The 25,192-nt window shown below is 69.7% G+C and carries 26 protein-coding genes; 22 read left to right on the top strand and 4 right to left on the bottom strand.

Going from position 1 to position 25,192, the window contains the following annotated elements:
- Positions 1–170 precede the first annotated feature (170 nt).
- The 19 genes from IAI58_RS12030 to IAI58_RS11940 all read left to right on the top strand — a co-directional run bounded on the left by IAI58_RS12030 (position 171) and on the right by IAI58_RS11940 (position 19,196).
- Complete coding sequence (locus tag IAI58_RS12030) at positions 171–920, top strand: YebC/PmpR family DNA-binding transcriptional regulator (protein ID WP_207450723.1); 750 nt, start codon at positions 171–173, stop codon at positions 918–920.
- A 13-nt stretch (positions 921–933) separates the two neighbouring features.
- Positions 934–1,446: a crossover junction endodeoxyribonuclease RuvC gene (gene ruvC, locus IAI58_RS12025; protein ID WP_207450721.1), complete on the top strand. Its 513-nt coding sequence runs from the start codon at positions 934–936 to the stop codon at positions 1,444–1,446.
- Complete coding sequence (ruvA, locus tag IAI58_RS12020) at positions 1,443–2,057, top strand: Holliday junction branch migration protein RuvA (RefSeq protein WP_207450719.1); 615 nt, start codon at positions 1,443–1,445, stop codon at positions 2,055–2,057. The genes ruvC and ruvA overlap by 4 nt, the downstream gene beginning before the upstream one ends.
- The gene (gene ruvB, locus IAI58_RS12015; protein WP_207450717.1) at positions 2,054–3,082 is read left to right on the top strand and encodes a Holliday junction branch migration DNA helicase RuvB; all 1,029 of its coding nucleotides are present in this window, start codon (positions 2,054–2,056) and stop codon (positions 3,080–3,082) included. Before ruvA ends, ruvB begins: the two co-directional genes overlap by 4 nt.
- Positions 3,083–3,085: 3 nt before the next feature.
- Positions 3,086–3,499 (top strand): tol-pal system-associated acyl-CoA thioesterase, encoded by a 414-nt coding sequence (gene ybgC, locus IAI58_RS12010; protein ID WP_207450709.1) that lies wholly within the window; start codon positions 3,086–3,088, stop codon positions 3,497–3,499.
- A gap of 70 nt (positions 3,500–3,569) precedes the next feature.
- Complete coding sequence (gene tolQ, locus IAI58_RS12005) at positions 3,570–4,292, top strand: protein TolQ (protein ID WP_207450707.1); 723 nt, start codon at positions 3,570–3,572, stop codon at positions 4,290–4,292.
- Between the two features lie 3 nt (positions 4,293–4,295).
- Complete coding sequence (gene tolR / locus IAI58_RS12000) at positions 4,296–4,817, top strand: protein TolR (protein WP_207450705.1); 522 nt, start codon at positions 4,296–4,298, stop codon at positions 4,815–4,817.
- Positions 4,818–4,835: 18 nt separating this feature from the next.
- Positions 4,836–5,990 (top strand): energy transducer TonB, encoded by a 1,155-nt coding sequence (locus tag IAI58_RS11995; RefSeq protein WP_208775947.1) that lies wholly within the window; start codon positions 4,836–4,838, stop codon positions 5,988–5,990.
- Complete coding sequence (gene tolB, locus IAI58_RS11990; RefSeq protein WP_207447628.1) at positions 5,987–7,345, top strand: Tol-Pal system beta propeller repeat protein TolB; 1,359 nt, start codon at positions 5,987–5,989, stop codon at positions 7,343–7,345. The genes IAI58_RS11995 and tolB overlap by 4 nt, the downstream gene beginning before the upstream one ends.
- A 140-nt stretch (positions 7,346–7,485) precedes the next feature.
- Complete coding sequence (gene pal, locus IAI58_RS11985) at positions 7,486–7,977, top strand: peptidoglycan-associated lipoprotein Pal (protein ID WP_207447627.1); 492 nt, start codon at positions 7,486–7,488, stop codon at positions 7,975–7,977.
- Positions 7,978–8,135: 158 nt separating this feature from the next.
- Positions 8,136–8,987 carry a YbgF trimerization domain-containing protein gene (locus IAI58_RS11980; protein ID WP_207447626.1) on the top strand — a complete coding sequence of 284 codons (852 nt, stop codon included), beginning with the start codon at positions 8,136–8,138 and terminating at the stop codon, positions 8,985–8,987.
- Between the two features lie 4 nt (positions 8,988–8,991).
- Positions 8,992–10,218: a tRNA lysidine(34) synthetase TilS gene (tilS, locus tag IAI58_RS11975; RefSeq protein ID WP_207447625.1), complete on the top strand. Its 1,227-nt coding sequence runs from the start codon at positions 8,992–8,994 to the stop codon at positions 10,216–10,218.
- Between the two features lie 113 nt (positions 10,219–10,331).
- The gene (gene ftsH, locus IAI58_RS11970) at positions 10,332–12,257 is read left to right on the top strand and encodes an ATP-dependent zinc metalloprotease FtsH (protein ID WP_207447624.1); all 1,926 of its coding nucleotides are present in this window, start codon (positions 10,332–10,334) and stop codon (positions 12,255–12,257) included.
- Between the two features lie 84 nt (positions 12,258–12,341).
- Positions 12,342–13,400: a dihydropteroate synthase gene (folP, locus tag IAI58_RS11965; RefSeq protein WP_207447623.1), complete on the top strand. Its 1,059-nt coding sequence runs from the start codon at positions 12,342–12,344 to the stop codon at positions 13,398–13,400.
- Between the two features lie 159 nt (positions 13,401–13,559).
- Positions 13,560–14,942: a phosphoglucosamine mutase gene (gene glmM, locus IAI58_RS11960; protein ID WP_207447621.1), complete on the top strand. Its 1,383-nt coding sequence runs from the start codon at positions 13,560–13,562 to the stop codon at positions 14,940–14,942.
- Positions 14,942–15,757, top strand: a complete 816-nt coding sequence (gene thiD / locus IAI58_RS11955; protein WP_207447619.1) for a bifunctional hydroxymethylpyrimidine kinase/phosphomethylpyrimidine kinase — start codon at positions 14,942–14,944, stop codon at positions 15,755–15,757. Before glmM ends, thiD begins: the two co-directional genes overlap by 1 nt.
- A gap of 76 nt (positions 15,758–15,833) precedes the next feature.
- Positions 15,834–16,673 carry a PhzF family phenazine biosynthesis protein gene (locus IAI58_RS11950; protein ID WP_207447617.1) on the top strand — a complete coding sequence of 280 codons (840 nt, stop codon included), beginning with the start codon at positions 15,834–15,836 and terminating at the stop codon, positions 16,671–16,673.
- Positions 16,674–16,729: 56 nt separating this feature from the next.
- The gene (locus IAI58_RS11945) at positions 16,730–17,914 is read left to right on the top strand and encodes a phosphoserine transaminase (RefSeq protein ID WP_207447615.1); all 1,185 of its coding nucleotides are present in this window, start codon (positions 16,730–16,732) and stop codon (positions 17,912–17,914) included.
- A gap of 391 nt (positions 17,915–18,305) precedes the next feature.
- The gene (locus IAI58_RS11940; protein WP_207447613.1) at positions 18,306–19,196 is read left to right on the top strand and encodes an SMP-30/gluconolactonase/LRE family protein; all 891 of its coding nucleotides are present in this window, start codon (positions 18,306–18,308) and stop codon (positions 19,194–19,196) included.
- A gap of 6 nt (positions 19,197–19,202) precedes the next feature.
- Here the strand turns inward: IAI58_RS11940 and IAI58_RS11935 are convergent, their stop codons facing one another.
- On the bottom strand, positions 19,203–19,535 hold the full coding sequence (locus IAI58_RS11935) for a hypothetical protein (protein WP_207447611.1): 333 nt from the start codon (positions 19,533–19,535) through the stop codon (positions 19,203–19,205).
- Positions 19,536–19,549: 14 nt separating this feature from the next.
- On the opposite strand from IAI58_RS11935, the gene IAI58_RS11930 reads away from it, so the two are divergent.
- Positions 19,550–20,008, top strand: coding sequence for a hypothetical protein (locus IAI58_RS11930; RefSeq protein WP_237182846.1), 459 nt, complete (start codon positions 19,550–19,552; stop codon positions 20,006–20,008).
- A 74-nt stretch (positions 20,009–20,082) separates the two neighbouring features.
- The gene (locus IAI58_RS11925) at positions 20,083–20,340 is read left to right on the top strand and encodes a hypothetical protein (protein WP_237182431.1); all 258 of its coding nucleotides are present in this window, start codon (positions 20,083–20,085) and stop codon (positions 20,338–20,340) included.
- Between the two features lie 17 nt (positions 20,341–20,357).
- Here the strand turns inward: IAI58_RS11925 and IAI58_RS11920 are convergent, their stop codons facing one another.
- The 3 genes from IAI58_RS11920 to IAI58_RS11910 all read right to left on the bottom strand — a co-directional run bounded on the left by IAI58_RS11920 (position 20,358) and on the right by IAI58_RS11910 (position 23,511).
- A complete protein-coding gene (locus IAI58_RS11920) occupies positions 20,358–20,501 on the bottom strand; it encodes a hypothetical protein (RefSeq protein ID WP_207447609.1) in 144 nt (47 codons plus the stop codon).
- A gap of 434 nt (positions 20,502–20,935) precedes the next feature.
- The gene (locus IAI58_RS11915; RefSeq protein WP_207447607.1) at positions 20,936–22,432 is read right to left on the bottom strand and encodes a YifB family Mg chelatase-like AAA ATPase; all 1,497 of its coding nucleotides are present in this window, start codon (positions 22,430–22,432) and stop codon (positions 20,936–20,938) included.
- Positions 22,433–22,476: 44 nt separating this feature from the next.
- Positions 22,477–23,511, bottom strand: coding sequence for a histone deacetylase family protein (locus tag IAI58_RS11910; protein ID WP_207447605.1), 1,035 nt, complete (start codon positions 23,509–23,511; stop codon positions 22,477–22,479).
- Between the two features lie 100 nt (positions 23,512–23,611).
- Between IAI58_RS11910 and IAI58_RS11905 the strand changes: the two genes are divergently transcribed.
- On the top strand, positions 23,612–25,192 hold the full coding sequence (locus IAI58_RS11905; protein ID WP_237182430.1) for an ABC transporter substrate-binding protein: 1,581 nt from the start codon (positions 23,612–23,614) through the stop codon (positions 25,190–25,192).

Here is a 25,192-nt window from a genome sequence, read left to right as displayed (position 1 = left end):
ATCGGCAGGCCGTTCATGCAGCCCGGGGGGCAGATGGCCAAGACCGCAGGCGCGACCGTTTCACAATGTCACGTCGCAATGCCGGGGCTGCGCCCCTCGCGTCCGGGGCGGCATGGCGGTAAGAGGGGCGCATAGCCCGGAACAACACGAGAATACCGGAGAAGCAGCGCGTGGCCGGCCATTCCCAGTTCAAGAACATCATGCACCGCAAGGGCGCACAGGACGCCAAGCGCGCCCGCGCCTTCGCCAAGCTGATCCGAGAGATCACGGTGAGCGCCCGCCAGGGCCTGCCTGACCCGGCCTTCAACCCACGACTGCGCTCGGCGGTGCAGGCGGCGCGGGTGGCCAACATGACCAAGGACACCATCGACCGGGCCATCAAGAAGGCATCCGGTGCCGGTGGCGGCGAGGATTACGTCGAGGTCCGCTACGAAGGCTACGGCCCCGCCGGCGTCGCCATCATCGTCGAGGCGCTGACCGACAACCGCAACCGCACGGCCTCCGACATCCGCTCCGCCTTCTCGAAGTTCGGCGGCGCGATGGGGGAGACGGGCTCGGTCTCCTTCCAGTTCGAGCGCAACGGCGTGGTGCGCTACCCGGCCTCCGTCGCCGATGCCGATGCCATGCTGGAGGCGGCGATCGAGGCCGGTGCCGCAGATGTCGAGAGCAGCGAGGACGGCCACGAGATCCGCACGGGAATCGAGGACCTCTTCTCCGTCCGCGACGCGCTCGAGGAGAAATTCGGGCCGGCGGAGAGCGCCAAGCTGGAATGGCGCCCGAATGTCTCCGTCGAGCTGGACGAGGAGAAGGCGCGCAGCGTGCTGAAGCTGATCGATGTGCTGGACGACCATGACGACGTGCAGACCGTGACCGCCAATTTCGAGGTTTCCGACGCCGTGGCCAAGGCCCTGGCGGATTGATGGCGGCGGACTGATGCAGACGGTACGGCTGCTCGGGCTCGACCCCGGCCTCCAGCACACCGGCTGGGGGGTGGTGGAGAGCACGGGCAACCGGTTGCGCCACATCGCCGACGGCGTGGTCTCAACCTCGGCCGAGCTGCCGCTGGCCGAGCGGCTCTGCCAGATCCACCGCGCGCTGAACGCGCTGATGGAGATCTGGAAGCCGGATGAGGCTGCGGTGGAGCATACCTATGTCAACAAGAACCCCGGCGCGGCCCTAAAGCTGGGCCAGGCACGCGGGGTGGTGCTGCTGGCGCCGGCGCTGGCGGGGCTGCCCGTGGCCGAATACCAGGCGATGGAAGTGAAGCGCGCCGTGGTCGGCACGGGCCATGCGGATAAGATCCAGGTGGCGGACATGGTGCGGCGGCTGCTGCCGGGCGCCACGCTCAGGCGCGCCGATGCCTCTGACGCCCTGGCGGTGGCCATCTGCCACGCCCATCACCGTGGCAGCCGGCTGGCGCTGGCGAAGGGATATGTGCCGGCATGATCGGCAAGCTCACTGGCAAGCTCGACTCCGCTTTCGAGGGCGGCTGCATTTTCGATGTTAATGGCGTGGGCTATCTGGTGGCCTGCTCCTCCCGCGCGCTCTCGGCCCTGCCGCCGCCGCCGGCTGTCTCCTCCCTGCTGATCGAGACCTCGGTGCGGGAGGACGCCATCACCCTCTACGGCTTCGCCGATGCGGCGGAGCGCGACTGGTTCCGCATGCTGACGGGTATCCAGAGCGTGGGCCCGAAGGTGGCGCTCTCGCTGCTCTCGGCGCTTTCGCCCGCAGATATGGCCCGCGCCATCCTGGCCGGGGACAAGGGCGCACTCACCCGCGCCGCCGGAGTCGGCCCGAAGCTGGCGGTGCGGCTGATCTCGGAATTGCAGGGCAAGGTCGGCGGCATGCCCATCGGCCCGGCCTTCGCGCCCAATGCCTCCGCCCTGCCGTTGCCGCCCAGCAGCGTGGTGTCGGAGACCGTCTCGGTGCTGCTGAACCTCGGCTGGAGGCGGCCTGAGGCGCAGGCCGTGGTGGCCCGCGTCGCCGAACGGCTCGGGGAGGGGGTGGCCCTGGAGCTGCTGATCCGTGAGAGCCTGAAGGAGCTGGCGCCGCGATGAGTGGAAGCGATCGCATTTCCGATCCGCATCGCTCCGATGAGGATGCCGCCGAGGCCACGCTGCGCCCGCAGACGCTGGATGACTTCACCGGCCAGAAGTCGCTGCGCGAGAACCTCTCCATCTTCATCCAGGCCGCCCGGACGCGTGGGGAAGCCCTGGACCATGTGCTGCTGCATGGTCCGCCCGGCCTGGGCAAGACGACCCTGGCGCAGATCGTGGCGCGGGAACTGGGGGTCGGGTTCCGCGCCACCTCCGGGCCGGTGCTGCAGCGGGCGGGCGACCTCGCGGCCATCCTGACCAATCTGCAGCCGCGCGACGTGCTGTTCGTGGACGAGATCCACCGCCTGCAACCGGCCATCGAGGAGACCCTCTATCCCGCGATGGAGGATTTCCAGCTCGACCTTATCATCGGCGAGGGGCCGGCGGCGCGGACGGTGCGGATAGACCTGCCGCCCTTCACGCTGGTGGGCGCCACGACTCGCGCGGGGCTGCTGGCCACGCCGCTGCGCGACCGCTTCGGCATCCCGTTGCGACTGCAATTCTATACGCCTGAAGAACTTCTGCTGATCGTCCGCCGGGGGGCCCAGAAGCTGGGTTTCGTCCTCAGCGAGGAAGGGGCGCAGGAGATCGCCAACCGCTCCCGCGGCACGCCCCGCATCGCCGGGCGGCTGCTGCGCCGGGTGCGGGATTTCGCGCTGGTCTCCGGCCAGGTGGCGGATCGCGCCATGGCCGACGACTCGCTGCGGCGGCTGGAAGTGGATGCGCGGGGACTCGATGCCCAGGACCGCCGCTACCTCCGCCGGATCGCCGAGCATCACGGCGGCGGGCCGGTGGGCGTCGAGACCCTGGCGGCCGCGCTGTCGGAGGGGCGGGACACGCTGGAAGAAGTGGTGGAGCCCTACCTGATCCAGGAGGGCTTCGTGCTGCGCACCCCGCGTGGCCGGGTGCTGGGCGAACCCGGCTGGCGACACCTGGGCATGACGCCTCCGCAAGGCAGCCAAGCGGATCTGCTGGGAGGATTCTGATCGGTGGGGGTGCATCGCTGGCCCGTCCGCGTCTACTTCGAGGATACCGACGCCGGGGGTATCGTCTACCACGCCAACTATCTGCGCTGGGCGGAGCGGGCGAGGACGGAATCCTTCCGTGCCATAGATTTGCCGCATCAACTTATGATGCAGCGTCACGCTTCGTTGCTCGTGGTGCGACGCATCGAAGTGGAGTATGTGGCCCCCGCGCGGCTCGACGATTCACTGATCGTGGAGACGCGCGTCCTGGCGATGCGCGGCGCCTCGGTCGATTTCGGCCAGGCGGTGCTGGATGAGGCATCCGGGGCCACAAGGGCGGTGCTGAAGGTCGGTCTGGTCTGCGTGCGCGCCGAGGGGATGCGCCCAGCGCCCATCCCCGAGCCTTGGCGCAGCGTCCTGAGAGACGGAATGAGCTAGCGGGCGGCCCGGAAGGCCGCTCCTGGCGACTGCAGGAACGGTGGCCGGGTAGGCTGCCCGAGCGAAGGAGATGGCCGTGGGTGGCAGCGTGAGTGCGTCGGATCTCGGCCAGATGGCGCACGACCTCTCTCTGTGGGGCTTGTTCCTGCAGGCCGACTGGGTCGTGAAGCTCGTGATGGTGGGGCTGCTCCTCGCCAGCGTCTGGGTCTGGGCCGTGGTCTTCGAGAAGGTGACGACGCTGCGGCGCGTGAACCGCGCGGCCGATGCCTTCGAGGAAAAGTTCTGGTCCGGTGGCAGCCTGGAAAAGCTGTTCCAGTCCGAAGGCGAGCGTCCGACCCACCCGATGGCCGCCGTCTTCGGTGCCGCCATGCGGGAGTGGGAGCGCAGCGCCCGACCGGGAGAGACCGCGCCGCACGGCGCCGGCATGCAGCAGCGGGCCGAGCGTGCCATGACTGTGGCGATCCAGCGCGAGATGGACGGCATGGAGCGCTGGATGGTCTTCCTGGCCTCGGTCGGCTCCGTCGGTCCCTTCGTCGGCCTGTTCGGCACGGTCTGGGGCATCATGAACAGCTTCAGCGCCATCGCCGGCATGAACAACACCAACCTGGCGGTGGTGGCCCCCGGCATCGCCGAGGCGCTCTTCGCCACCGCCATCGGCCTGGTGGCCGCCATCCCGGCGGTGCTGGCCTACAACAAGATCACGACCGACCTGTCGCGCTTCGCCGGCCGCCTGGAAGGCTTCGCCACGGAATTCGCCGCCATCCTCTCCCGCCAGGCCGAGGAGCGCGTCTGAACCATGGCCATGTCCGGAATGGGCGGCTCAGGCGGAGGCAGAGGGGGCAGGGGCCGCTACCGCCCGATGGCGGAGATCAACGTGACGCCGCTGGTCGACGTCATGCTGGTGCTGCTGATCATCTTCATGGTCGCGGCGCCGCTGATGACTGTCGGCGTGCCGGTGGACCTGCCCAAGACCAATGCCGCGGCCCTGAACCAGGAGACGGAGCCGCTGACCATCTCGGTCAATGCGGAAGGCCGGATCTTCATCCAGGAGGCCGAGGTGCCGATGGAAGGGCTGGTCGAGCGGCTGCGGGCCATCCTGGCCGAGCAGCCGGCCGGCGCCCCCGAGCGCCGCATCTTCGTGCGCGGCGACAGGGGCATCAATTACGGCCGCGTCATGGAAGTCATGGGCACCGTCTCGGCCGCCGGTTTCACCAAGGTCGCCCTGCTGGCCGAGCAGCCCTCCGGCGTGCCGGCCACCGGTGGCACGCGCCCGGCGCAGCCCGCCGCACCCGCGCCCACCCAGCCGCAGCGGCGCTGAGAGGATCGCTTTTTCCTGATGGCCCGTTCTGGCCTCCGTTTCTGGGCGATCGTCTCGGCGGCGCTGCACGCGCTGCTGGGGCTGCTGCTGCTCCTGGGCCTGCCCAGGCCCGAGCTTGAGGAGCCGCGCGAGCAGGCGATTACGGTCGAGCTGATGCCGGCCGACAACCCGCAGCTCGCCCAGGCGCCCGCCCCGCTGCCGCTGCCCGCCCCCCCGGCGCCGGAGCAGACGCCGGACGACACCACCGAGCCGGTGACGCCGGACCTGCCGACCTCGGCCACGCCGACCCCGCCGCCGCCGCCTCCGCCGCCGCCGGCCCCCGCGCCGACCCCTGCACCACCGACGCCTGCGCCGCCGAGCCCGACGCCCACGCCGCCGGCCCCGGTGCCCACGCCGCCGCCGCCCGCACCGGCGCAGCCGACCCCGCCGCAGCCGCGCCCGACGCCGCCGACGCCGGCCCCGCCGCAGCCGGCCCAGGCGCCGCCGCCTGCACCCGCGCCTTCGCCCGTGCCGGCGCAGCAGCAGGCGCAGGCCGCGCCGCCGCTGCCCCTGCCGCCGCCGCCCGCGCCGCCACCCCCGGCCCCGCCCACGCCACCGCAGCAGCAGGCGGCCGCCGCTCCGCCGGCTCCGCCGCGCCCGGAACCGACCCGGCCTTCACCGACGCCGCCCGCGCCTGAGCCGGCGAGAGAAGCCGGCACCGGCCGCACGCCGCCCGTGCAGCGCCCGGCCGAGCGCAGCAACAGCGTGCAGAACACGCTGGAGCGCCTGCGCGCCGCCCAGGCGCAGCAGGAGCCGCCGCGCGCCCGCGCCAGCACCGCCGCCGGGCGCCCTGCCTCCGGTGGTGGCTCGCCCACGGGCAATGCGCTGCTGAGTCAGGGCGAGATGCGTGGGGTGGCCGAACGCGTCAGCGAGTGCTGGTCTGTCGATGCCGGCATGATGGGCATCGACCAGATGGTGGTGGAACTCCGCATCGATGTCGACGCAGGCGGAACGGTCCGCAACGTCCGCGCGGCGAATGGCGTTCCTACGGACCCTCGCGGGCGTGCGCTGTTCGATATGTCGCGGCGCGCCTTGCTGGACCCGAAATGCAACCCGCTGCCTGTTTCCCGCGAGAAGATCCCGGCGTTGAACAACACGATCTTCCGCTTCAATCCGAAGGGCTTTATCCGATGATGAACCCGCTGTTCTCCCGTCGTGCCGCCCTGCTGGGTGGCGCTGGCCTGCTGGCTGCACCCGCCTTCGTCCGCGCCCAGGGCGCGCCTCCCGCCGCGCCATCCGGGGGCCAGCAGGTGATCGATATCAACCGCGCGCGGACGGACCCGATCCCGATCGCGCTGCCCAACCTGGCCGGCGGCCCGCTGGGGCAGAACATCACGCAGGTCATCGCCAACAATCTGCGGAATTCAGGCCTGTTCCGTGTGGTGAACAACGCCGCCTACATCCAGTCGCCCGAGGCCGCGGCCGCCACGCCGCGCTTCCAGGACTGGCGCGTGGTGGGCGCGCAGGCGCTGGTGACCGGCCGGGCCGAGCCGCAGGGCGACCGCGCGCGCATCGAGTTCCGGCTGTGGGAAGTGAATTCCGAGCAGCAGTTGCAGGGCACCGCCTATACCGCCGCCGCCGCCAACTGGCGGCAGATCGCCCATGTCATCTCCGACGTGATCTATGAGCGGATGCTGGGCGAGAAAGGGTATTTCGACACCCGCATCGTCTATGTGGCGGAGAGCGGGCCGCGCGACCGCCGCACCCGGCGCCTCGCGATCATGGACCAGGATGGCGAGAACCACCGCTTCCTGACGGATGGCCGCGCCCAGGCGCTTTCGCCGCGCTTCCATCCGAATGCGCGGCAGATCGCCTTCATGTCCTACGCCAACAACCAGCCACGCGTGTATCTGTTCAACCTGGACAGCGGCCGGCAGGAAGTGCTGGGCAATTTCCAGGGCATGACCCTCTCGCCGCGCTTCAGCCCGGACGGGCGCAGCGTCGTGCTGTCCTCCGCGCGCGGTGGTGACGCCAATATCTTCGTGATCGACCTCGCCTCGCGGCGGGAGCGGCAGCTGACCTCCGGCGGCGGGCTCGACGTCTCGCCCTGCTATTCGCCCGACGGTTCGCAGATCGTCTTCAACTCCGACCGCGGTGGCGACCAGCAGCTCTACATCATGGATGCCGGCGGCGGCGGGGTGCGGCGCATCTCCTTCGGCAATGGCCGTTACGCGACGCCGGTCTGGTCCCCGCGCGGCGACCTGATCGCCTTCACGCGCATGGGCGGCGGGCGTTTCGCCATCGGCGTGATGCGGCCGGACGGCTCGGGCGAGCGTATCCTCTCTGAGGGCTGGAGCATGGAGGGGCCAAGCTTCGCGCCGAATGGTCGCGTGCTCACCTTCTACCGCGAGACCCAGGCGCGGGACTCGCGCGGCGGCGGCTATTCCTCCCGCCTGTCGATGATCGATATCGCCGGGTTCAACGAGCGCCAAGTGGTGACCCCGACCGACGCCAGCGACCCGAACTGGTCGCCTCTGCTCTCTTCCTGAGAGGCGCGGGAGAAAGGGTAGGATTGCGGCAGACGAAAAAAACTGAAACCTGCCGCAACCCTGACGATTAGGTGCCTTGAACCCGCCGCATTCGCGGCGTACCGCGCCGTCATTCGACCTCCCAAAGGGGAATTGAGACGATGAATATGAAACTTCTTGGCGCTCTGGCCGCGGCCGCGCTGCTCTCCGCCTGCGCCAGCGAGGACACCTCGGGCGCGGCCACTGGCGCCGGTGCCGGTGCCGGCTCCAATGTCGGCATTTCCGGCAGCGTGCGTCCGGGCAGCCAGGAAGACCTGGTGGCCAATGTCGGCGACCGCGTCTTCTTCCCGCTGGACGGCTCCTCGGTCGGCGGCGACCAGCGCCCGGTGCTGGAGCGTCAGGCCGCCTGGCTGGCGCAGTATCCGCAGGTGATGGTCACCGTTGAGGGCCATGCGGACGAGCGTGGCACGCGCGAGTACAACCTGGCGCTGGGCCAGCGCCGTGCCAATGCGGCGCGCGACGTGCTGGTCTCCCAGGGCGTGTCGGGCAACCGCGTGAACACCGTCTCCTTCGGCAAGGACCGCCCGGCGGCGCTCGGCTCCAATGAGGAAGCCTGGGCGCAGAACCGCCGCGCCGTGACCGTGGTGCGCTGAACAAGTCTTGGCTTTCGCCAATCCTGCGTTGACGCAGGGTTGAGGGGCTGAAAAGAAGCGGCGGCTTCCGTATCACGGGGGCCGCCGCTTTCTTATTTTGGAACGCAGACAGGGTCCGGGGATGGCGCCCGGGTCGCGCCGCTCGCAAGGATGGAACCATGCTCCGCAAGCTTCTTCTCGCCGCGCCGCTGCTGCCGATGCTGATGGCCACTCCCGCCGTGGCGCAGATGGACAGCCGCGAAGGCATTGCCCTGCAGAACCAGATCCTGCAGCTCCGCAACGAGCTGGAGCAGCTGCGGCGCGGCGGCGGCGCCGGCCAGACCTATGTGCCGGCGCCGGTGGCGCCCGGCCGCCCCGCGGCTGGCGGCGCTTCCGAACTGGTGGGCTCGTTGCTGGACCGTGTGAACCAGCTGGACGAGGAAGTGCGCCGCCTGCGGGGCCGCGCCGATGAGGCCGAGTACCGCAACCGCACCCTGCAGCAGCAGGTCGAGAAGCTGCAGGGCGACATGGATTTCCGCCTCCAGCAGCTTGAGGGCGGCGCGAGCGGCGGGCGGCCCTCGGCCCCGGCGGCGGGTCCGGCCCCCACCGCGCCAGCCGCTCCGGCCGCGCCGCCGGCCGCCGCCGCGCCCCGCACCGCCGAGCGCGCGCTGGCCGATGGGCAGGCCGCGCTGTCCCGCCGGGATTACGCGGCGGCTGAGGCGGCGGCGCGCGAGGTGATCGCCGCCCGTGGTGCGCGTGCCCAGGACGGGCAGTTGCTGCTGGCCGACGCGCTGCTGGGCCGTCGCGATTTCGCCAATGCGGCCATTGCCTATGACGATGCCTACAAGCGCAACCGCCAGTCCACCCGCGCGCCGGAGGCGATGATCGGCCTGGCCAATGCCTTCCTGGGCCTGAATGCCAAGCGTGAGGCCTGCGATACGCTGAATAACCTTCGCAGCGAGTTCCCGCGCCTCTCGGGCAGCCTTGCCGAGCGCGCGACCAGCGCCCGCCAGCGCGGCGGCTGCCGCTGACGCGGTGAAGACCCTGCCCGGGGCCGATTCCGCGCCGGGGGCGGAGGAGTTCGCGGCGCTGATGGCGCCGCTCGGCCCCTTCGGGCTGGCACCCCGTCTGGCGGTCGGCGTCTCTGGCGGGCCGCATTCCCTGGCCCTGGCGCTGCTGGCGCGTGACTGGACCCGGGCGCGAGGCGGGCATCTCCATGGACTGGTGGTGGACCATGGGTTGCGGGCGGAGAGCGCCGCGGAGGCGGACTGGACCGCCGACACCCTGCGCCAGCTTGGCATCGAAGCGGAGATCCTGTCCCTGAGCCTGCCGGGTGGCACGGCCATACAGGAGCGCGCCCGTGCCGCGCGACTCTCCGCCATGCTGGACCGCTGTGCCAGCCTGGGCGCGGCCTGGTTGCTGCTGGGGCAGCACCGGGGCGACCAGGCGGAGACGCTGCTGTTCCGTGCCCTGCGCGGCAGCGGCGGGGCAGGGCTGGCCGGCATGGCCGCGGCCCGGCCAGCGGCGCAGGCCCTGTTGCTGCGACCGTTGCTGGATATGCCCCCGGCACGTTTGGAGTCACTTTTGAAAGTGAATGGGGTGGTTCCGTTGCGTGACCCCTCCAATCTCGATCCCCGCTTCACCCGTGCGCGACTGCGGCTGGCGCTGGGCGATGCAGGCGGGCAGGGCGCGGGCACTGCCGCCCTGGCTGAAGCCGCGCGGGCTTTCGCGCGGCGCCGGGCCCGGCTGGAGGCGGCCGTGGCGGCCCGGCTGGCCGGGGCGCTGCATCTGGCACCGCAAGGCTGGGCGAGGCTGGACGGGGCTGCCCTGGGCAACGACAGCGTGGCGGAGATGGGGATGGCGGCTTTGCTGCGGCTGCTTTCCGGCGCCGAGCACGCACCGGCCGGAGCCGCCGTGGCCGCGCTGCTGCGGCGGGGACAGGGCACCCTCCATGGGGTGCACTGGAGCGGCGGACTACTCTGCCGGGAGGCCGCGGCCTGCGCCCTGCCGGTTCTCGCCGTAGCGGGCGTGCGGTGGGATGGCCGCTGGCGCGTGCTCCGGGTGGTGGAAGGTGCGACGATCGGCGCGCTGGGCAGGGACGCTGCCTGGCTGCCCCGCCCGGCACGGCGGGGCCTGCCGGCCCGCGTGCTGGCCGGGCTGCCCGCCCTGCGGCGGGGGGGAGCCATCCTGAGCGTGCCGGCGCTGCGGCTGGGGGTCGGAGGGGAACTGTGCTTCGACCCCGCCGGCGGGCCATTACCTTAGGAAACTGGCCGCCGAGGCACGGATGAATTAAGTGACATGGTTTCAGAACTCGGCTTGACGTCCTATCTTGTCAGGACGCCGGGTTCGCCTGGCGATCGAATGGGAACCGCACGGTGAATAATTTCGGCCGCAATCTGGCGCTGTGGGTGATCGTGGCGCTGCTGCTCGTGGCGCTCTTCAATCTGTTCCAGCCCAATTCCTCTACCCGCCAGACCGGCCAGCAGGTCGCCTACAGCGACTTCCTGAACGAGGTGAACGGCGGGCGGGTCCGTGACGTGACTATCACGGGTCGCACCGTGACCGGCCAGCTTTCCGACGGGCGCAGCTTCAGCACCTACACGCCCGAGGACTCGACCCTGGTCAGCAAGCTGACGGAAAAGGGCGTGCGCGTGGTGGCGCGGCCGGAGGAGAGCGACGTCAACCCGCTCTTCCACTACCTGCTCAGCTGGTTCCCGATGCTGCTGCTGATCGGCGTCTGGGTCTTCTTCATGCGCCAGATGCAGGGCGGCGGCGGCCGGGCCATGGGCTTCGGCAAGTCCAAGGCCAAGCTGCTGACCGAGAAGCAGGGGCGCGTGACCTTCGAGGACGTCGCTGGCATCGAGGAGGCCAAGGGCGAGCTTGAGGAGATCGTGGACTTCCTGCGCGACCCGCAGAAGTTCCAGCGCCTCGGCGGCAAGATCCCCAAGGGCGTGCTGCTGGTCGGCCCGCCCGGCACGGGTAAGACCCTGCTGGCCCGCGCCATCGCGGGTGAGGCCAATGTGCCCTTCTTCACCATCTCCGGCTCCGACTTCGTCGAGATGTTCGTGGGCGTCGGCGCCAGCCGCGTGCGCGACATGTTCGAGCAGGGCAAGAAGAACGCCCCCTGCATCATCTTCATCGACGAGATCGACGCCGTGGGCCGCCACCGTGGCGCCGGCCTTGGCGGCGGCAATGACGAGCGTGAGCAGACCCTCAACCAGATGCTGGTCGAGATGGACGGCTTCGAGGCGAATGAGGGCGTGATCCTGATCGCCGCCACCAACCGCCCGGACGTGCTCGACCCCGCGCTGCTGCGCCCCGGCCGCTTCGACCGTCAGGTGGTGGTGCCGAACCCGGACGTGCAGGGCCGCGAGAAGATCCTGCGCGTGCATATGCGCAAGGTGCCGCTGGCCTCGGACGTGGACCCGAAGACCATCGCGCGCGGCACCCCCGGCTTCTCGGGCGCCGACCTCGCCAACCTCGTGAACGAGGCCGCGCTGCTGGCCGCCCGTACCGGTCGCCGCACCGTCGGCATGCACGAGTTCGAGATGGCGAAGGACAAGGTCCTGATGGGTGCCGAGCGGCGCTCGCTGGTGATGTCCGATGACGAGAAGCAGATGACGGCCTACCACGAGGCCGGCCATGCGCTGGTCGCCATGCACGAGCCGGAATGCGATCCGGTGCATAAGGCGACCATCATTCCGCGCGGCCGCGCCCTGGGTCTGGTTATGTCCCTGCCGGCCGGTGACCGCTACTCCAAGCACAAGTCCAAGCTGAAGGCGGAACTCGCCATGGCGATGGGCGGCCGTGTCGCGGAGGAGCTGATCTTCGGCCCGGACAAGGTCTCCAACGGCGCCTCGGGCGACATCAAGATGGCCACCAATCAGGCCAGGATGATGGTGACCGAGTGGGGCATGAGCGAGAAGCTCGGCATGATCGCCTATGGCGACAACAGCCAGGAGGTCTTCCTCGGCCATTCCGTGACCCAGTCGAAGAACGTGTCCGAAGCCACGGCACGCGAAATCGACAGCGAAGTGCGTTCCATGATCGACGAGGCCTATGCGCGTGCCAAGCACACGCTGCAGGTGAATATCGAGGAACTGCACGCGCTGGCGAAGGGCCTGCTGGAGTATGAGACGCTCTCGGGCGACGAGATCCGCATGGTGCTGAAGGGTGAGCCGGTCATCCGCAACCGTCCGGACGAGCCCACCAATGCCGGCCGCGGCAGCGTGCCGACCTCCGGCCGGCCGCAGGCACCGCGCCCGGGCGGGCTGAATCCCTCCCCGCAGCCGGGCACCTGAGGGAAAGCGTTCCGCCTCCGAGGTGAATCAGGTTAAGGAGAAGGGCCCGTCGCGGGCCCTTTTTCTTGTCTGGGAGATCCTCTCATGGCTGAACGCTGGCTGGAGCCGCTGGGACTGCTGCATGGCCCGGCAGGGTTCCATGCCGTCCGGGCCGGGCACGCCATGCCGCTGGCCGGCGGGCCGGCCGCTTTCTCCCTGCTGCGGCTGATCGAGGACGGGCGGGAGCAGGGCATCCTGCCGGTCTCGGCCCTGCCCGAGGAATGGGAAGACCTGCTGCCGCCGCTGACGCGCCGCCCGCTGCCTTTCGCCGGGCTGCCGCAGGACAGGCCGCTGGTCATGGGCATCCTGAACATCACGCCGGATAGTTTCTCGAACGGTGGGCAGCACCTGGACCCCGGGGCGGCCATCGCCGCGGGCCACGCCATGCTGGAACAGGGGGCGGATATCCTGGACATCGGCGGGGAGAGTACCCGCCCTGGCGCAACCCCTCTGACGGCGCGGGAGGAGATAGCGCGCATCCTGCCGGTGGTGCGGTCCCTGGCCACGGCAGCGGTGGTCAGCGTTGATACCCGGCATGCCGATACCATGAAGGCCGTGCTGGATGCGGGGGCCGAGATCGTCAACGACATCTCCGCCCTGCGCCAGGACGCGCAGTCGGTGCGGGTGGTGCAGGAGGCCCGCGCGCCGGTGGTGCTGATGCATATGCCGGCGCTGGACCTGCGCCGTATGCACGAGGCCACCGCCTATCAGGATGTCGTGCTGGAGGTCGCCCGCTTCCTGCGCCAGCGCGTGGAGACGGCTGAGGCGCTGGGCATTCCGCGCGGGCGCATCGCCATCGATCCCGGCATCGGCTTCGGCAAGACGCGGGAACAGGACCTCTTGCTGCTGAACCGGCTGCCGCTGCTGGCGGGCATCGGCTGCCGGGTGCTGGTCGGTGCCTCCCGCAAGCGACTGGTGGGCTGGGTGACGGAGGTGGAGCAGGCTGCTGACCGTATGGCGGGAAGCATCGCCGTGGCGCTGGCGGCGGCGGCGGCCGGGGCCAGCATCCTGCGCGTGCATGATGTGGCGGAGACGGTGCGGGCGCTGCGGATGTGGCAGGCCTGTGCCGATGGGGCCCTTTCACGGGCCACTGAACTGGCCTGATGCGGCATGGCGCCGGCCGCGTTAAAGGGGAGAGTGCTGCCGGACGGAAAAGCCGCCCGGGTGAAGATCCCACGCTAAAAGCAACCTGGAGTATTTGACCTGCGCCAGCGCAAGAGGAAATCTCCGGGACCGAAATGGGTTGATGAAGGACGATCCGGCATGACCGAAGCCGTGCGCCGGCTTTTTGGCACCGATGGCATCCGGGGCGTTGCGAACCGCGCGCCCATGGATGCGCTGACCGCCCTGCGGCTGGGGCAGGCCGCAGGGCGCTTCTTCAGCCGCGGCGCACACCGGCACCGTGTGGTGATCGGCAAGGACACCCGCCTTTCCGGCTATATGCTGGAGCCGGCGCTGACGGCGGGCTTCGTCGGTGCGGGCATGGACGTGGTACTGGTGGGGCCGCTGCCAACCCCGGCCATCGCCCTGCTGACGCGCAGCCTGCGCGCGGATCTCGGCGTGATGATCTCCGCCAGCCACAATCCCTTCGAGGATAACGGCATCAAGCTTTTCGGCCCTGACGGGCTGAAGCTCTCCGACGCTCAGGAGATGGAGATCGAAGCCATGATGGCGGGGGAGCCGACGGGCCTGGCCTCGCCTTCCCGCCTTGGCCGCGCCAGCCGGCTGGAAGATGCGCCCGGCCGCTATATCGAGGCGGTCAAGGCCAGCTTCCCGAAGCGCCTCAGCCTGTCCGGGCTGCGCGTGGTGGTCGATTGCGCCCATGGCGCCGCCTACAGGGTCGCCCCCACTGTGCTGTGGGAACTGGGGGCGGAGGTGGTGCCGATCGGCGTCTCGCCCGATGGCTTCAACATCAACAAGGAATGCGGCTCCACCGCGCCGGGCAGGCTGGCGGAGCTGGTGCGGGAGCGGCGGGCCGACCTCGGCATCGCCCTCGATGGCGATGCCGACCGGCTGGTGCTGGTGGATGAGCATGGGCAGATCATCGACGGCGACCAGATCCTGGCCACCATCGCCGAATCCTGGGCCGAGCAGGGGCGCCTCGCGGGTGGCAGCGTGGTGGCCACGGTCATGTCGAATCTGGGCCTTGAACGCTTTCTTGACGGTCTAGGGCTGACATTGATCCGAACCAGGGTCGGCGACCGCTACGTCTCGGAACGGATGCGGGAGACCGGTTGCAACCTGGGTGGGGAGCAGTCGGGCCATATGATCATGAGCGAGTTCGGCACCACCGGGGATGGGCTGGTGGCGGCCTTGCAGGTGCTGGCTGAGCTGGTGGCGCGCGGCCAGCCTGCCAGCGAGGCCTGCCGCCGTTTCACGCCGCTGCCGCAGCGGCTGGTGAATGTGCGCTACAACGGCGCCAGCCCGCTGGAGGATCCGGCGGTGAAGGAGGCGATCGCCGCTGCCGAGACGCGGCTGGGCAGCCGCGGCCGCGTGCTGATCCGCGCCAGCGGTACGGAACCGCTGATCCGCGTGATGGCCGAGGCCGAGGAAGACGGCCTGGTGGAGGAGACGGTGGAATCCCTTGCCGCGCTGATCCGTGCCCGGGCCGCCGCCGCAGCCATTCCGGTCCGGGCCGCGGAATAATGCGCGGCCGGGTTCTGATCGTCGCCGGCTCGGATTCCGGCGGCGGGGCTGGCATTCAGGCGGATATCAAGGCCTGCGCGGCGATGGACGCCTATTCCGCCACCGCCGTCACGGCGCTGACGGCGCAGGACACGCTGGGCGTGCACGGGGTGCATCCGGTGCCGCCCGACTTCATCCGCCAGCAGATCCGCCTGACCCTGCGCGACATCGGCGCCGATGCCGTCAAGACGGGCATGTTGGGCGATGCCGTGACCATTGAGGCTGTCTGCGACGCCCTGGCCGAGGAGGGGCGCGGCATCCCCGTGGTGGTGGACCCGGTGATGGTGGCCAAGGGCGGCAGCCGCCTGCTGGCGCCTGAGGCCGTGGAAATGCTGAAGCGCCGCCTGCTGCCCTTCGCGGCGCTGCTGACGCCGAATATCCCGGAGGCGGAAGTGCTCTCGGGCATGCGCATCACCGGGTTGAGGGAGATGCGCGCGGCGGCGGAGATGATGCTGACGCTGGGCGTGCCCGCCGTGTTGCTGAAGGGCGGGCACATGGAAGGCGATCTGCTGCTGGACCTGCTGGCCACCGAGGACGGTATCCAGGTCTTCGAGAGCCGGCGGATCGACAGCCGCCATACCCATGGCACCGGCTGCACCCTGGCCTCCGCCATCGCCGCCGGCCTGGCGCAGGGCATGGTGCTGCGGGACGCCGTGTCGCGTGGCCGGAACTTCGTGCAGGCGGCGCTGAAGCTGGCCCCAGGCCTGGGAAAAGGGCATGGCCCGCTGAACCACGGCGTAACCATCGACCCTGCCCGCATAGCGTCCCTGTCATGACATAAGCGGGGCTACGAAACAGCGGCGCCTCTGGCATCCTGCATCGTCCCGCGAGGCGGTGAAGGAGGGGCAGACCATGGCTGGCGATGACCTGATTCGACTAGCGAGCTACACCGTGGATTCCTTTGCCAGCCGCCCCTTCGCCGGCAACCCGGCCGTGGTGGTGCCGCTGCAATCCTGGCTGCCGGACGCGGTGATGCAGGCCATGGCGGCCGAGCATAACGTGAGCGAAACCGCCTTCTTCGTGCCCGACGGGCCGGGCCAGTGGCACCTGCGCTGGTTCACCCCGAAGTTCGAGGTCAATCTCTGCGGCCACGCCACCCTGGCCACCGCTTTCGTGCTGGCGACGGAGCTGGATGCCGCGGCGCCGCTGCGGTTCCGCACGCAGTCCGGCATCCTGGGCGTGGAGCGGGAGGACGACCGCTTCGTGCTCGACTTTCCTGCCAATCCGCCTGTCCGCGCCGCGCGGACGCCGCCGGGCCTTGCCGCCGCCCTCGGGGCGGTGCCGCGGGAGGTCTGGAAGGCGCGGGACTGGATCTGCCTGTTCGACAATGCCGAGATCGTCCGGGCGCTGACGCCCGACCATGTCCGTATCGCCGGCCTGCCGGATTCCGTGCCCGGTGGCGTCGCGCGCGTCATCGCCACGGCGGCTTCGGACGATCCGCGGTATGATATCGTTTCCCGCTATTTCTCGGCCCGCATGGGCGTGAACGAGGACCCCGTGACAGGGGCCGCCCATGTGCAGCTGGTGCCTTTCTGGGCGCAGCGGCTGGGGCGGCAGGCGCTGGTCTGCCACCAGGCCAGCGCGCGGGGCGGCACGCTCTGGTGCCAATTGGCCGGGGAGCGGGTGCGGATGGGCGGCCATGCCGTTCTCTATGCCCGCAGCGAGGTTCTGTTGCCGGGGGCCCACGCTTGATCGGGGCGCCGCTGCTGGCCTAACCCTGCCGCGACAGAACGAAGCGAGCCAGATCCATGCCGCACGCCAATCCACCGCCCGCGCTTCGCCCGGCGAATCCTCACTTCTCGTCCGGTCCCTGCGCCAAGCGCCCGGGGTGGTCCCTGGCGGCGCTAGAAGGGGCGCTGCTGGGCCGCAGCCACCGTGCCCCGGCGCTGAAGGCAAGGCTGGCGGAGGTGATCGACCGCTCCAAGGCCGTGCTACGGATGCCGGAGGGCTGGCGGCTCGGCATCGTCCCGGCTTCGGATACCGGCGCGGTGGAGATGGCGCTCTGGTCGCTGCTCGGGCCACGGGGCGTCGATGTGCTGGCCTGGGAAAGCTTCTCCGGCGAATGGGCCAGTGACATCACCACCCAGTTGAAGCTGCAGGATACGCGGCTGATCCAGGCGCCCTATGGCGGGCTGCCGGACCTGGCGCAGGTTTCCTGGGACCAGGACGTGGTCTTCGTCTGGAACGGCACGACCTCGGGCGTGCGGCTGCCGGATGGGGACTGGATCCCGGCGGACCGCCAGGGGCTGGCGATCTGCGATGCCACCTCGGCCGCCTTCGCCATGGACCTGCCCTGGGACAAGCTGGATGTGGTCACCTGGTCCTGGCAGAAGGTGCTGGGCGGGGAGGCGGCGCATGGAATGCTGGCGCTTTCCCCCCGTGCCGTGGCGCGGCTGGAAAGCCACACGCCCGGATGGCCGCTGCCGAAGATCTTCCGCCTCACCAAGGGCGGCAAGCTGATCGAGGGCATCTTCCGGGGCGATACCATCAACACCCCCTCCATGCTGGTGGTGGAGGATGCGCTGGACGGGCTGCGCTGGGCCGAGCAGATCGGCGGGCTGCCGGCGCTGGTGGCGCGGTCCGAGGCCAATCTCGCTGCCGTCGCGGCCTGGGTGGAGCGGCAGGACCAGGTCGCCTTCCTGGCGGAGCGGCCGGAAACGCGCTCCTGCACCTCCATCTGCCTCCGCATCGCCGCCCCCTGGTTCACGGCTCTGGCGCCGGAAGGCCAGGCGGCGGCGGCGAAGCTGCTGGCCGCGCTGCTGGAGAGGGAAGGAGCGGCCATGGATGTCGCTCCCTACCGCGACGCGCCTCCGGGCCTCCGCATCTGGGGCGGCGCCACGGTGGAAACCAGCGATATCGAAAGGCTGCTGCCCTGGATCGACTGGGCGCTGGCCGAGGTGGCGACGCGGCTTGCTTCCGGGCAGACCGGCTGACCGCGGGGTCTCGACGCGCTCCTGGTGGGAGGGACTGGTCGCGGAGGCCGACTTCCTGCCCGGCGGGTCGTGCCTGAAGGTGGCAGGCCCTGGAAAGGCGTGAGGGGGTCCAGAGCCTGCCATGCCCTCTGGCGGGACGGAGGGACTGGGTCGCTGCCCGGCGCGGGTCGGGATGCGGCCCGTCCTGCATCTAGACAAGCCGACCGGCGCCGGGCAAGCTGCAACAGCAAGGACAGCCTCCAGTTGCATCGAATCTCGTCGATTTGATGACGGAACGACAGGCTGGGGCCAGGTTGCCCGGCATGGCGGGGCCGCCACGTTTCAGGCCTCTTCCGCGTTGGGAACGGGAAGGCGCGGCAGGCGCGCCGGCCTTATGGGAGAAGCTCCTGGCATGACATCCACCGACTCCGTCACCCGATGCCGCCCTGTTGTGGAATTACGGAACAGCCTGGGCGAGAGTCCCGTCTGGGATGAACGGGACGAGGCGCTATGGTGGGTCGATATCCCTGAAGCCCGCATCCACCGGTTGCATCCTGCCAGCGGTAACACGAAGAGCTGGATCATGCCGGAGCGCGTCGCTGCCCTGGCGTTGTGCCGGTCCGGCGGCCTGATCATCGCCCTGGCATCCGGCTTCGCCCGTTTCGACCCATCGACCGGCGCGATGGAGCCGGTGCCGGTGCGGCCGGAGCTGGCTGCGGGCCAGCGGTTGAACGATGGCCGCTGCGACCCCGCTGGACGCTTCTGGTGCGGCGCGATGCGGGAGGAGGGCGAGGAAGCCGATGCCGATCTCCACGTTCTGCGCGCCGATGGCGGCATTACCCTCTGGCAGCGGGGGCTGCGGATCGCCAATGGGCTGAACTGGAGCCCGGACGGTCAGCGCTTCTATGTCTCGGACACGCCCGAGGGCATCATCTATGTCCATGATTTCGATCGCGAGAGCGGCCGCCTGGGCGAGGCCCGGATCTTCCACGACGGGGCGGATGTCCCCGGCAGTCCGGATGGCGCCGCGGTGGATGCTGAGGGCTTCCTCTGGAGCGCGCGTTACGGCGGCGGCGGTCTCGCGCGGTTTCGTCCGGACGGCGAACTCGACCGCTTCCTGCCGCTGCCGGTGCGAGACATCACCTGCTGCGCCTTCGGCGGACCGGATCTGCGGAGCCTCTACGTCACCTCGGCCAGTGAGGGCCTGGACGGGAAGGAACTCGCCGCGCAGCCTTGGGCTGGCCGGCTGATGGTGCTGGACGCAGGGGTGCCAGGCCTGCCGGCGCTGCGCTTCGCGGGCTGAGCACCGTCAGCCCGGCAGGCAGCGCAGGATATCCTCATGCCCCCGTGCCAGGGTAGGGCGGGTCCCTTCGGGGCAGGAGGACTGCACGCGGCTGGCGGCGGGCAGGCCGTGGTCCCAACCCGGCGCCGGCGAGCCGAAGCCCGAGGCGGAGCGCGTGGAACCGCGCCCCGCGCCATCGCAGCGGCCGGGCGCGCCCCGCACGGGCATGCCGCCATTCGGACAGAGCCAGCGGCGGATTTCCTGCATCTGGGCGGCTGTCGGGCGGCGATACTCGGCTGCCGTGGCCGGCAGGGCAGCCGCCAGCGTCAGCGCCAGACAAATGGCCGGGCCGTACCTCATGCCATTGATATGACATGTCCGGCGCAAGGCCGGAAGCGCCCGAGCCTTCTGGCGGCGACACTGTGAAGAAAGGGCCGGATGTTGGCGTGGCGGTGACATTCCGTCAAAAAACAACACAATCCATCCGGTATGCGGGGCTTGAAGCTGACCCTGGGGATGGCAACATGGGGGACATGGATCAGCAGTTCCGCCATCGCCCCGTCATTGACATGACCCCGGAAGGTGAGTTCAGCGGCCCGGCGCCGAAGCGCACGGGCACGCTGGATCGTCTTCTCCAGCGCGTCGGCGGCATTGCCGCCCTGGTCACGCTGGTAGCGGGCGGCATCGTGGTGGCCGGATTGGCCATCGCTTTCTTCGCCATCGCTCTGCCGATAGCGCTGGTGGCCGGGCTGATCGCCTTCGGCAGCCTGTGGTGGCGCATGCGCCGCGCCGGCTACCAGGGACGCGCCTTCATGCATGTGATGCGGCGCTGAGCGGCCCGGGACCCGGATTCTCAGTCGATCCCGCCCGCCTCTATGAGGTAGGCGATACAGGGCAGGTGCATGTCGTGCCGCCCGACGAAGCCTTGCGCCCCACGCGCCGCGTCTGGAGCTGGTGGGCGGCGGCGGTGGCACTGAACATGGCCAGCGCCGGCGGCGCGGCGGCGGGTTTCGTGGTGGGCGGGCGCCTGGTAGGCGCCGCCATGGGACTGGTGGTGATCGGCACCGCACCGCTTCTGGCCGTGGCGCCGGCCATGGTATTCCTCCAACGGCGCAGGCAGTTCCGCCGGCTCAACCGGCGGCCGGAGACATTCGGTCGGCGGTGACGCGTCAGGAAGACGAGTCAGGAAACGGTAGCCCACCGATAGGGGGCGATGACCTCCGGCAACAGGTTGATGCCGAGCCCCGGCCGGTCGGAGATATCGACGCGGCCTCGCCTGATGCGCCGCTCCTGCGGATCATCGGTGAATTCCAGATAGCCGGGCATGTCCTGCCAGTAGGTGTAGATTTCCTGGATCGCGAAATTCGGGATGCAGGCGTGCCGAGGTGATCGTGTAGATCGAGGCCTGTGTGATCTTCATCGTCTTTCCCCGCTCTGGCGCCGACCGGAGTGACGCAGGACATGGTGCGCGCCGTGGCCCGGGGCCGGTTCGGCGTCTTTCACTGTACAGGCCGAATAGCAGGCCGGGTTAACGGGAAGATTGCAAAGGCCCCGGGGAAGGAGGCCAGGAAGACGGCGGATGCCTGCTGCTCCGCGATTCTCCGCAGCCGGCAGTACGCCCCTCATCCGCCACCTGCACCAGTTCCACCCTCACCAGCCCGGCGCTGCGGAGGTGGCTTGGTCACCGCGTGGCATCCGGCGGCACCTGGATGCCATGTTCAGCGTGGAACGGCCGGGTCATTCCGGCTGGCCGGGGCGCCTCAATGCCCGGCGGCGCGGTGCCGGAAGGCCAGCGCCTCCGCCATATGGACCCGTGCGATCCGCGCCTCGCCCGCCAGATCGGCGATGCTGCGCGCGACGCGAAAGCAGCGCGTGAAGCCGCGATTGGAAAGCCCCAATTTCCCCGCTGCGCGCTCGGCAAGCGCGATGGTCTCGGCCGAGGCCGCAGCCGTCAGGCTGTCGAGCGGCGCTTCGGCATTGCGGAATCCGTCGCGCCGCAGTTGCGCCTGCCGCGCGCTTGCCACGCGGGCGGCAACGGTGGCGCTGCTTTCGCCGCGCGGTGCCCGCGCCAGCTCGCCGGGCGGAATCGGGGCCATGCCGATGGAGAGGTCGATGCGGTCCAGCAGCGGACCGGAGAGGCGGGACTGATACTGCTCCCCGCATCTGGGTGCCTGCCCGCATTCGCGCTGCCCATCCCCCAGATGACCGCAGCGGCAGGGATTCATCGCTGCGACCAGTTGCACCCGCGCGGGATAGGTCACATGCGCTGCCGCGCGGCTGATGGTGCAGATGCCGCTCTCCAGTGGCTGTCGCAGAGCTTCCAGGGCGGGGCGAGGAAATTCGGGCCACTCGTCCAGGAAGAGCACGCCGCGATGTGCCAGGCTGATCTCGCCAGGCCGCGCGCCGGGGCCACCGCCCACCAGCGCCGCCTGGCTGGCGGAGTGGTGCGGCTCCCGGAACGGCGGACGGGCGGTGATGCGGCCCTGTTCGATCAGGCCGGCAACGCTGCGGATCAGGCTGACCTCCAGCGCCTCCTGCGGCGTCAGATCGGGTAACAGGCCCGGCAGGCGTGCGGCCAGCATCGACTTGCCCGCCCCCGGCGGGCCGATGAGCAGGAGATTGTGCCGGCCGGCCGCCGCGATCTCCAGCGCCCGCTTGGCGCTTTCCTGCCCTTTCACCTCGGAAAGGCACGGTCCGCCCCTGTCTTCCGGCAACAATGCGGGTGGGGTGGGTGGGTCCAGCACCTGCCGCCCCGTGAGATGCGCGATGAACTGGCGGAGGTCGGAAGCCGCGAGGATCTCGATCTCCCCGGCCCAGGCGGCCTCGGCCCCCTGGCTGCCCGGGCAGATCAGGCCCAGCCCGCGCGCCGCCGCGCCCAACGCCGCCGGCAGGATGCCCGCCACGGGACCTACCGTGCCATCCAGCGCCAGTTCTCCCAGCGCGGCGAACTGGGCCAGTTCCTCGCGCGGCACCACATCCATCGCGGCCAGGACGGCCAGGGCGATGGGCAGGTCGAAATGGCTGCCTTCCTTCTGGATATTGGCGGGTGCCAGATTCACCAGCACCCGCTTCGGTGGCAGGGAAAGGCCAAGGCCGGTCAGCGCCGCGCGCACGCGCTCCCGGCTCTCCGCCACGGCCTTGTCGGGCAGGCCCACCACCATGAAGGACGGCAGCCCAGGCGAGATCTGCACCTGCACCTCGACCGGCAGGGTTTCGATCCCGGAAAACGCGAAACTCGCCAGCCGTGCGATGGTCATACCAGACCGCTAACCCGGCCGGCGGTGATTTTCAACTTGTAGGTTCATCGCCCCCAGGAGGTCAGGAACCGCTCCAGCAAGGTGCCGATCACCTCGACATTGTAGCCACCCTCCTGCACCAGCACGGTGGGCAGCTTCAATGCCGCCAGCTTCTCCGCCGCACGGGAGAATCCATCGGCCGTGACGCCAAGGAAGCTGAGCGGCTCATGTTCCGATGCGTCGAAGCCCAGCGGCACGACCAGGGCTTCCGGTGCGAAGTCGCGCAGCTTCTCCAGGCCGGTGTCGATGGCTGCGAGCCAGGCATCGTCCCTGCTGCCCTGGCGCAGCGGCAGGTTCAGGTTGCAGCCAGCCCCGGCCCCCGCGCCGGTCTCTCCGGCATAGCCGACGTACCAGGGGTAATAGCCGGACGGGTCGCCATGGACCGAGACGGTCAGCACGTCCCCGCGGTCCCAGAAGATGCCCTGCGTGCCATTGCCATGATGGGCGTCGATGTCGAAGACGGCGATTCGCGCCGCGCCCACGTCGCGCAGCCGCTGGGCGGCGAGCGCGCTGTTGTTGATGTAGCAGTGCCCGCCGGCCCGCGCCGCATAGGCATGGTGCCCGGGTGGGCGGCAGAGTGCGTAGGCGCTGCCGCCATGGCTGGCCACGGCATCGGCCGCCGCCAGCGCCGCGCCAGCCGCCCCGGCGGCCGCTTCCCAGGTGCCGGGGCCGATAGGGCAGGCGGTGTCGGCGGTGTACCAGCCCAGGCGGCCGATGATGGCATCCGGGCAGGTCGCGCCCTGGGCCAGCATTTCCGGCGAGGGATGCATGTTGGCCACCGCTTCCTCGCCGCGCTCCTGCAGGCCCGCCCAGCCACGCGCGGCACTTTCCAGGAAATCGATGTAGCCGCCGTCATGTACGCTTCGCAGCGCCTCCGGCGTCGCGGCCTCCGGCTCGGTGGGCGGCAGGCCCAGGCGGTACAGGGCGGAGAGCAGAGCGCCCGCGCGTTCCGGCACCTCGAAATTCGCGCGGACCCGGCCGCGCTGAAGGAAGAAGCGTGGCGTATGCCGCAACTGGGCGGGATGGGCGAAGCTCTGCATGGGACCGACGCTAAGGCCGAAAGCCGGGCTTGTCGATCCGGTGCCGTGAAGGCTAGCGTCACAGACAAGGGAAGCTTCCACGGAGATATTCCGCATGTCCATGTCGCGTCGCGGTCTGATGGCCGCCGCTGCCACCTTGCCTGTGCTCTGGCGTCTGGAGGATGCCCTGGCCCAGGGCGTGCAGCCGAAACGAGGCGGCACCCTGAACAGCATCGTCAATCCGGAGCCGCCGATCCTGCATGTCGGCATCAACAATCAGGCGCCGACGCTGATCGTGGGCGGCAAGATCTTCCAGGGCCTGCTGCGCTACGACCCGCAGCTGAAGCCCTTGCCAGAACTGGCCAAGAGCTGGGAGATCAGCCCGGACGGGCTGGAATATACCTTCCACCTCCAGGAAAACGTGAAATTCCATGACGGCAAGCCGATGGCGGCTGACGACGTGGTCTTCTCCATCATGAAATTCCACATGGAGGTCTCGCCCCGTGCCCGCGGCGTCTTCGCCCGGATCAAGGAAGGTGTGGCGGTCAACCCGACCACGGCGAAATTCGTCCTGTCCGAGCCCTTCGAGCCGTTCATGCTGATGTTCGACGTGACGGTCTCGGCCATCGTGCCGAAGCACCTGTTCGAAGGGCAGGATTACCGGCAGGCCCCGGCGGTGCAGAAGCCGGTCGGCACCGGACCCTTCAAGTTCGCCGAGTGGCAGCGAGGTAACTTCATCAGGCTCGAGCGCTTCGAGGGTTACTGGAAGCCGGGCCAGCCCTATCTCGACGCCATCATCTACCGCGTGGTGCCGGACAGCCAGAGCCGCCGCCTGGCGCTGGAATCTGGACAGGTGCAGCTGACGCAGTCCAATGACATTGAGCCGTTCGACGTGCCGCAGATGCGGGCGCGCCCCAACCTGGAGGTCAAGACCACCGGCTGGGAGTATATGGGCCCGCTGATGTGGATGGACTTCAACCACCGCGTGAAGCCGCTGGACGACGTGCGGGTGCGTCGCGCGCTGACCATGGCGGTCAACCGCGACTTCATTGCCCAGCGCCTGTGGTTCGGCATCGGCAAGCCGGCGACCGGACCTTTCCACAGCGCCACACGCTTCTACGACGCTTCGGCCAAGGCGCCGGCCTATAATGTCGAGGCCGCCAAGAAGCTGCTGGACGAGGCCGGGCTGAAGCCGAACGGGCAGGGGGTCCGCTTCGCCATCAAGCATCTCAGCCTGCCATATGGCGAGGTTTTCACGCGATTGGGCGAGTTCCTGCGCCAGTCCTTCCGGCAGGTGGGCGTGGACCTGCAGTTGGAAAGCGTGGATGTCGGCACCTGGTCCCAGCGCACAGGGAACTGGGATTTCGACACCACCATCAACTATCTCTACCAGTATGGCGACCCGACGCTGGGCGTGGAGCGCAGCTACGTCTCCACCAACATCAAGAAGATCCTTTTCTCCAACGTGGCCGGCTACGCGAATCCGAAGGTGGACGAGCTGTTCAAGCAGGGGCGGGACGAGGCGGACCCGAACAAGCGGCAGGAAGCCTTTACCGCCGTGCAGAAGATCCTGGTGGAGGACGTGCCCTTGCTCTGGCTGATGGAAATGTCCTTCCCCACCATCTATGACAAGAGGCTGCAGAACGTCATCACGACCGGCGCCGGCGTGCATGCCAGCTTCGACGACGTGTTCCTGGCCTGA

Source organism: Roseomonas marmotae, from assembly GCF_017654485.1.
In the GTDB taxonomy this organism is placed as follows: Bacteria; Pseudomonadota; Alphaproteobacteria; order Acetobacterales; family Acetobacteraceae; genus Pseudoroseomonas; species Pseudoroseomonas marmotae.
Note: the sequence above shows the minus strand (reverse complement) of the source record. Positions and strands in the feature narration are given on the sequence as shown.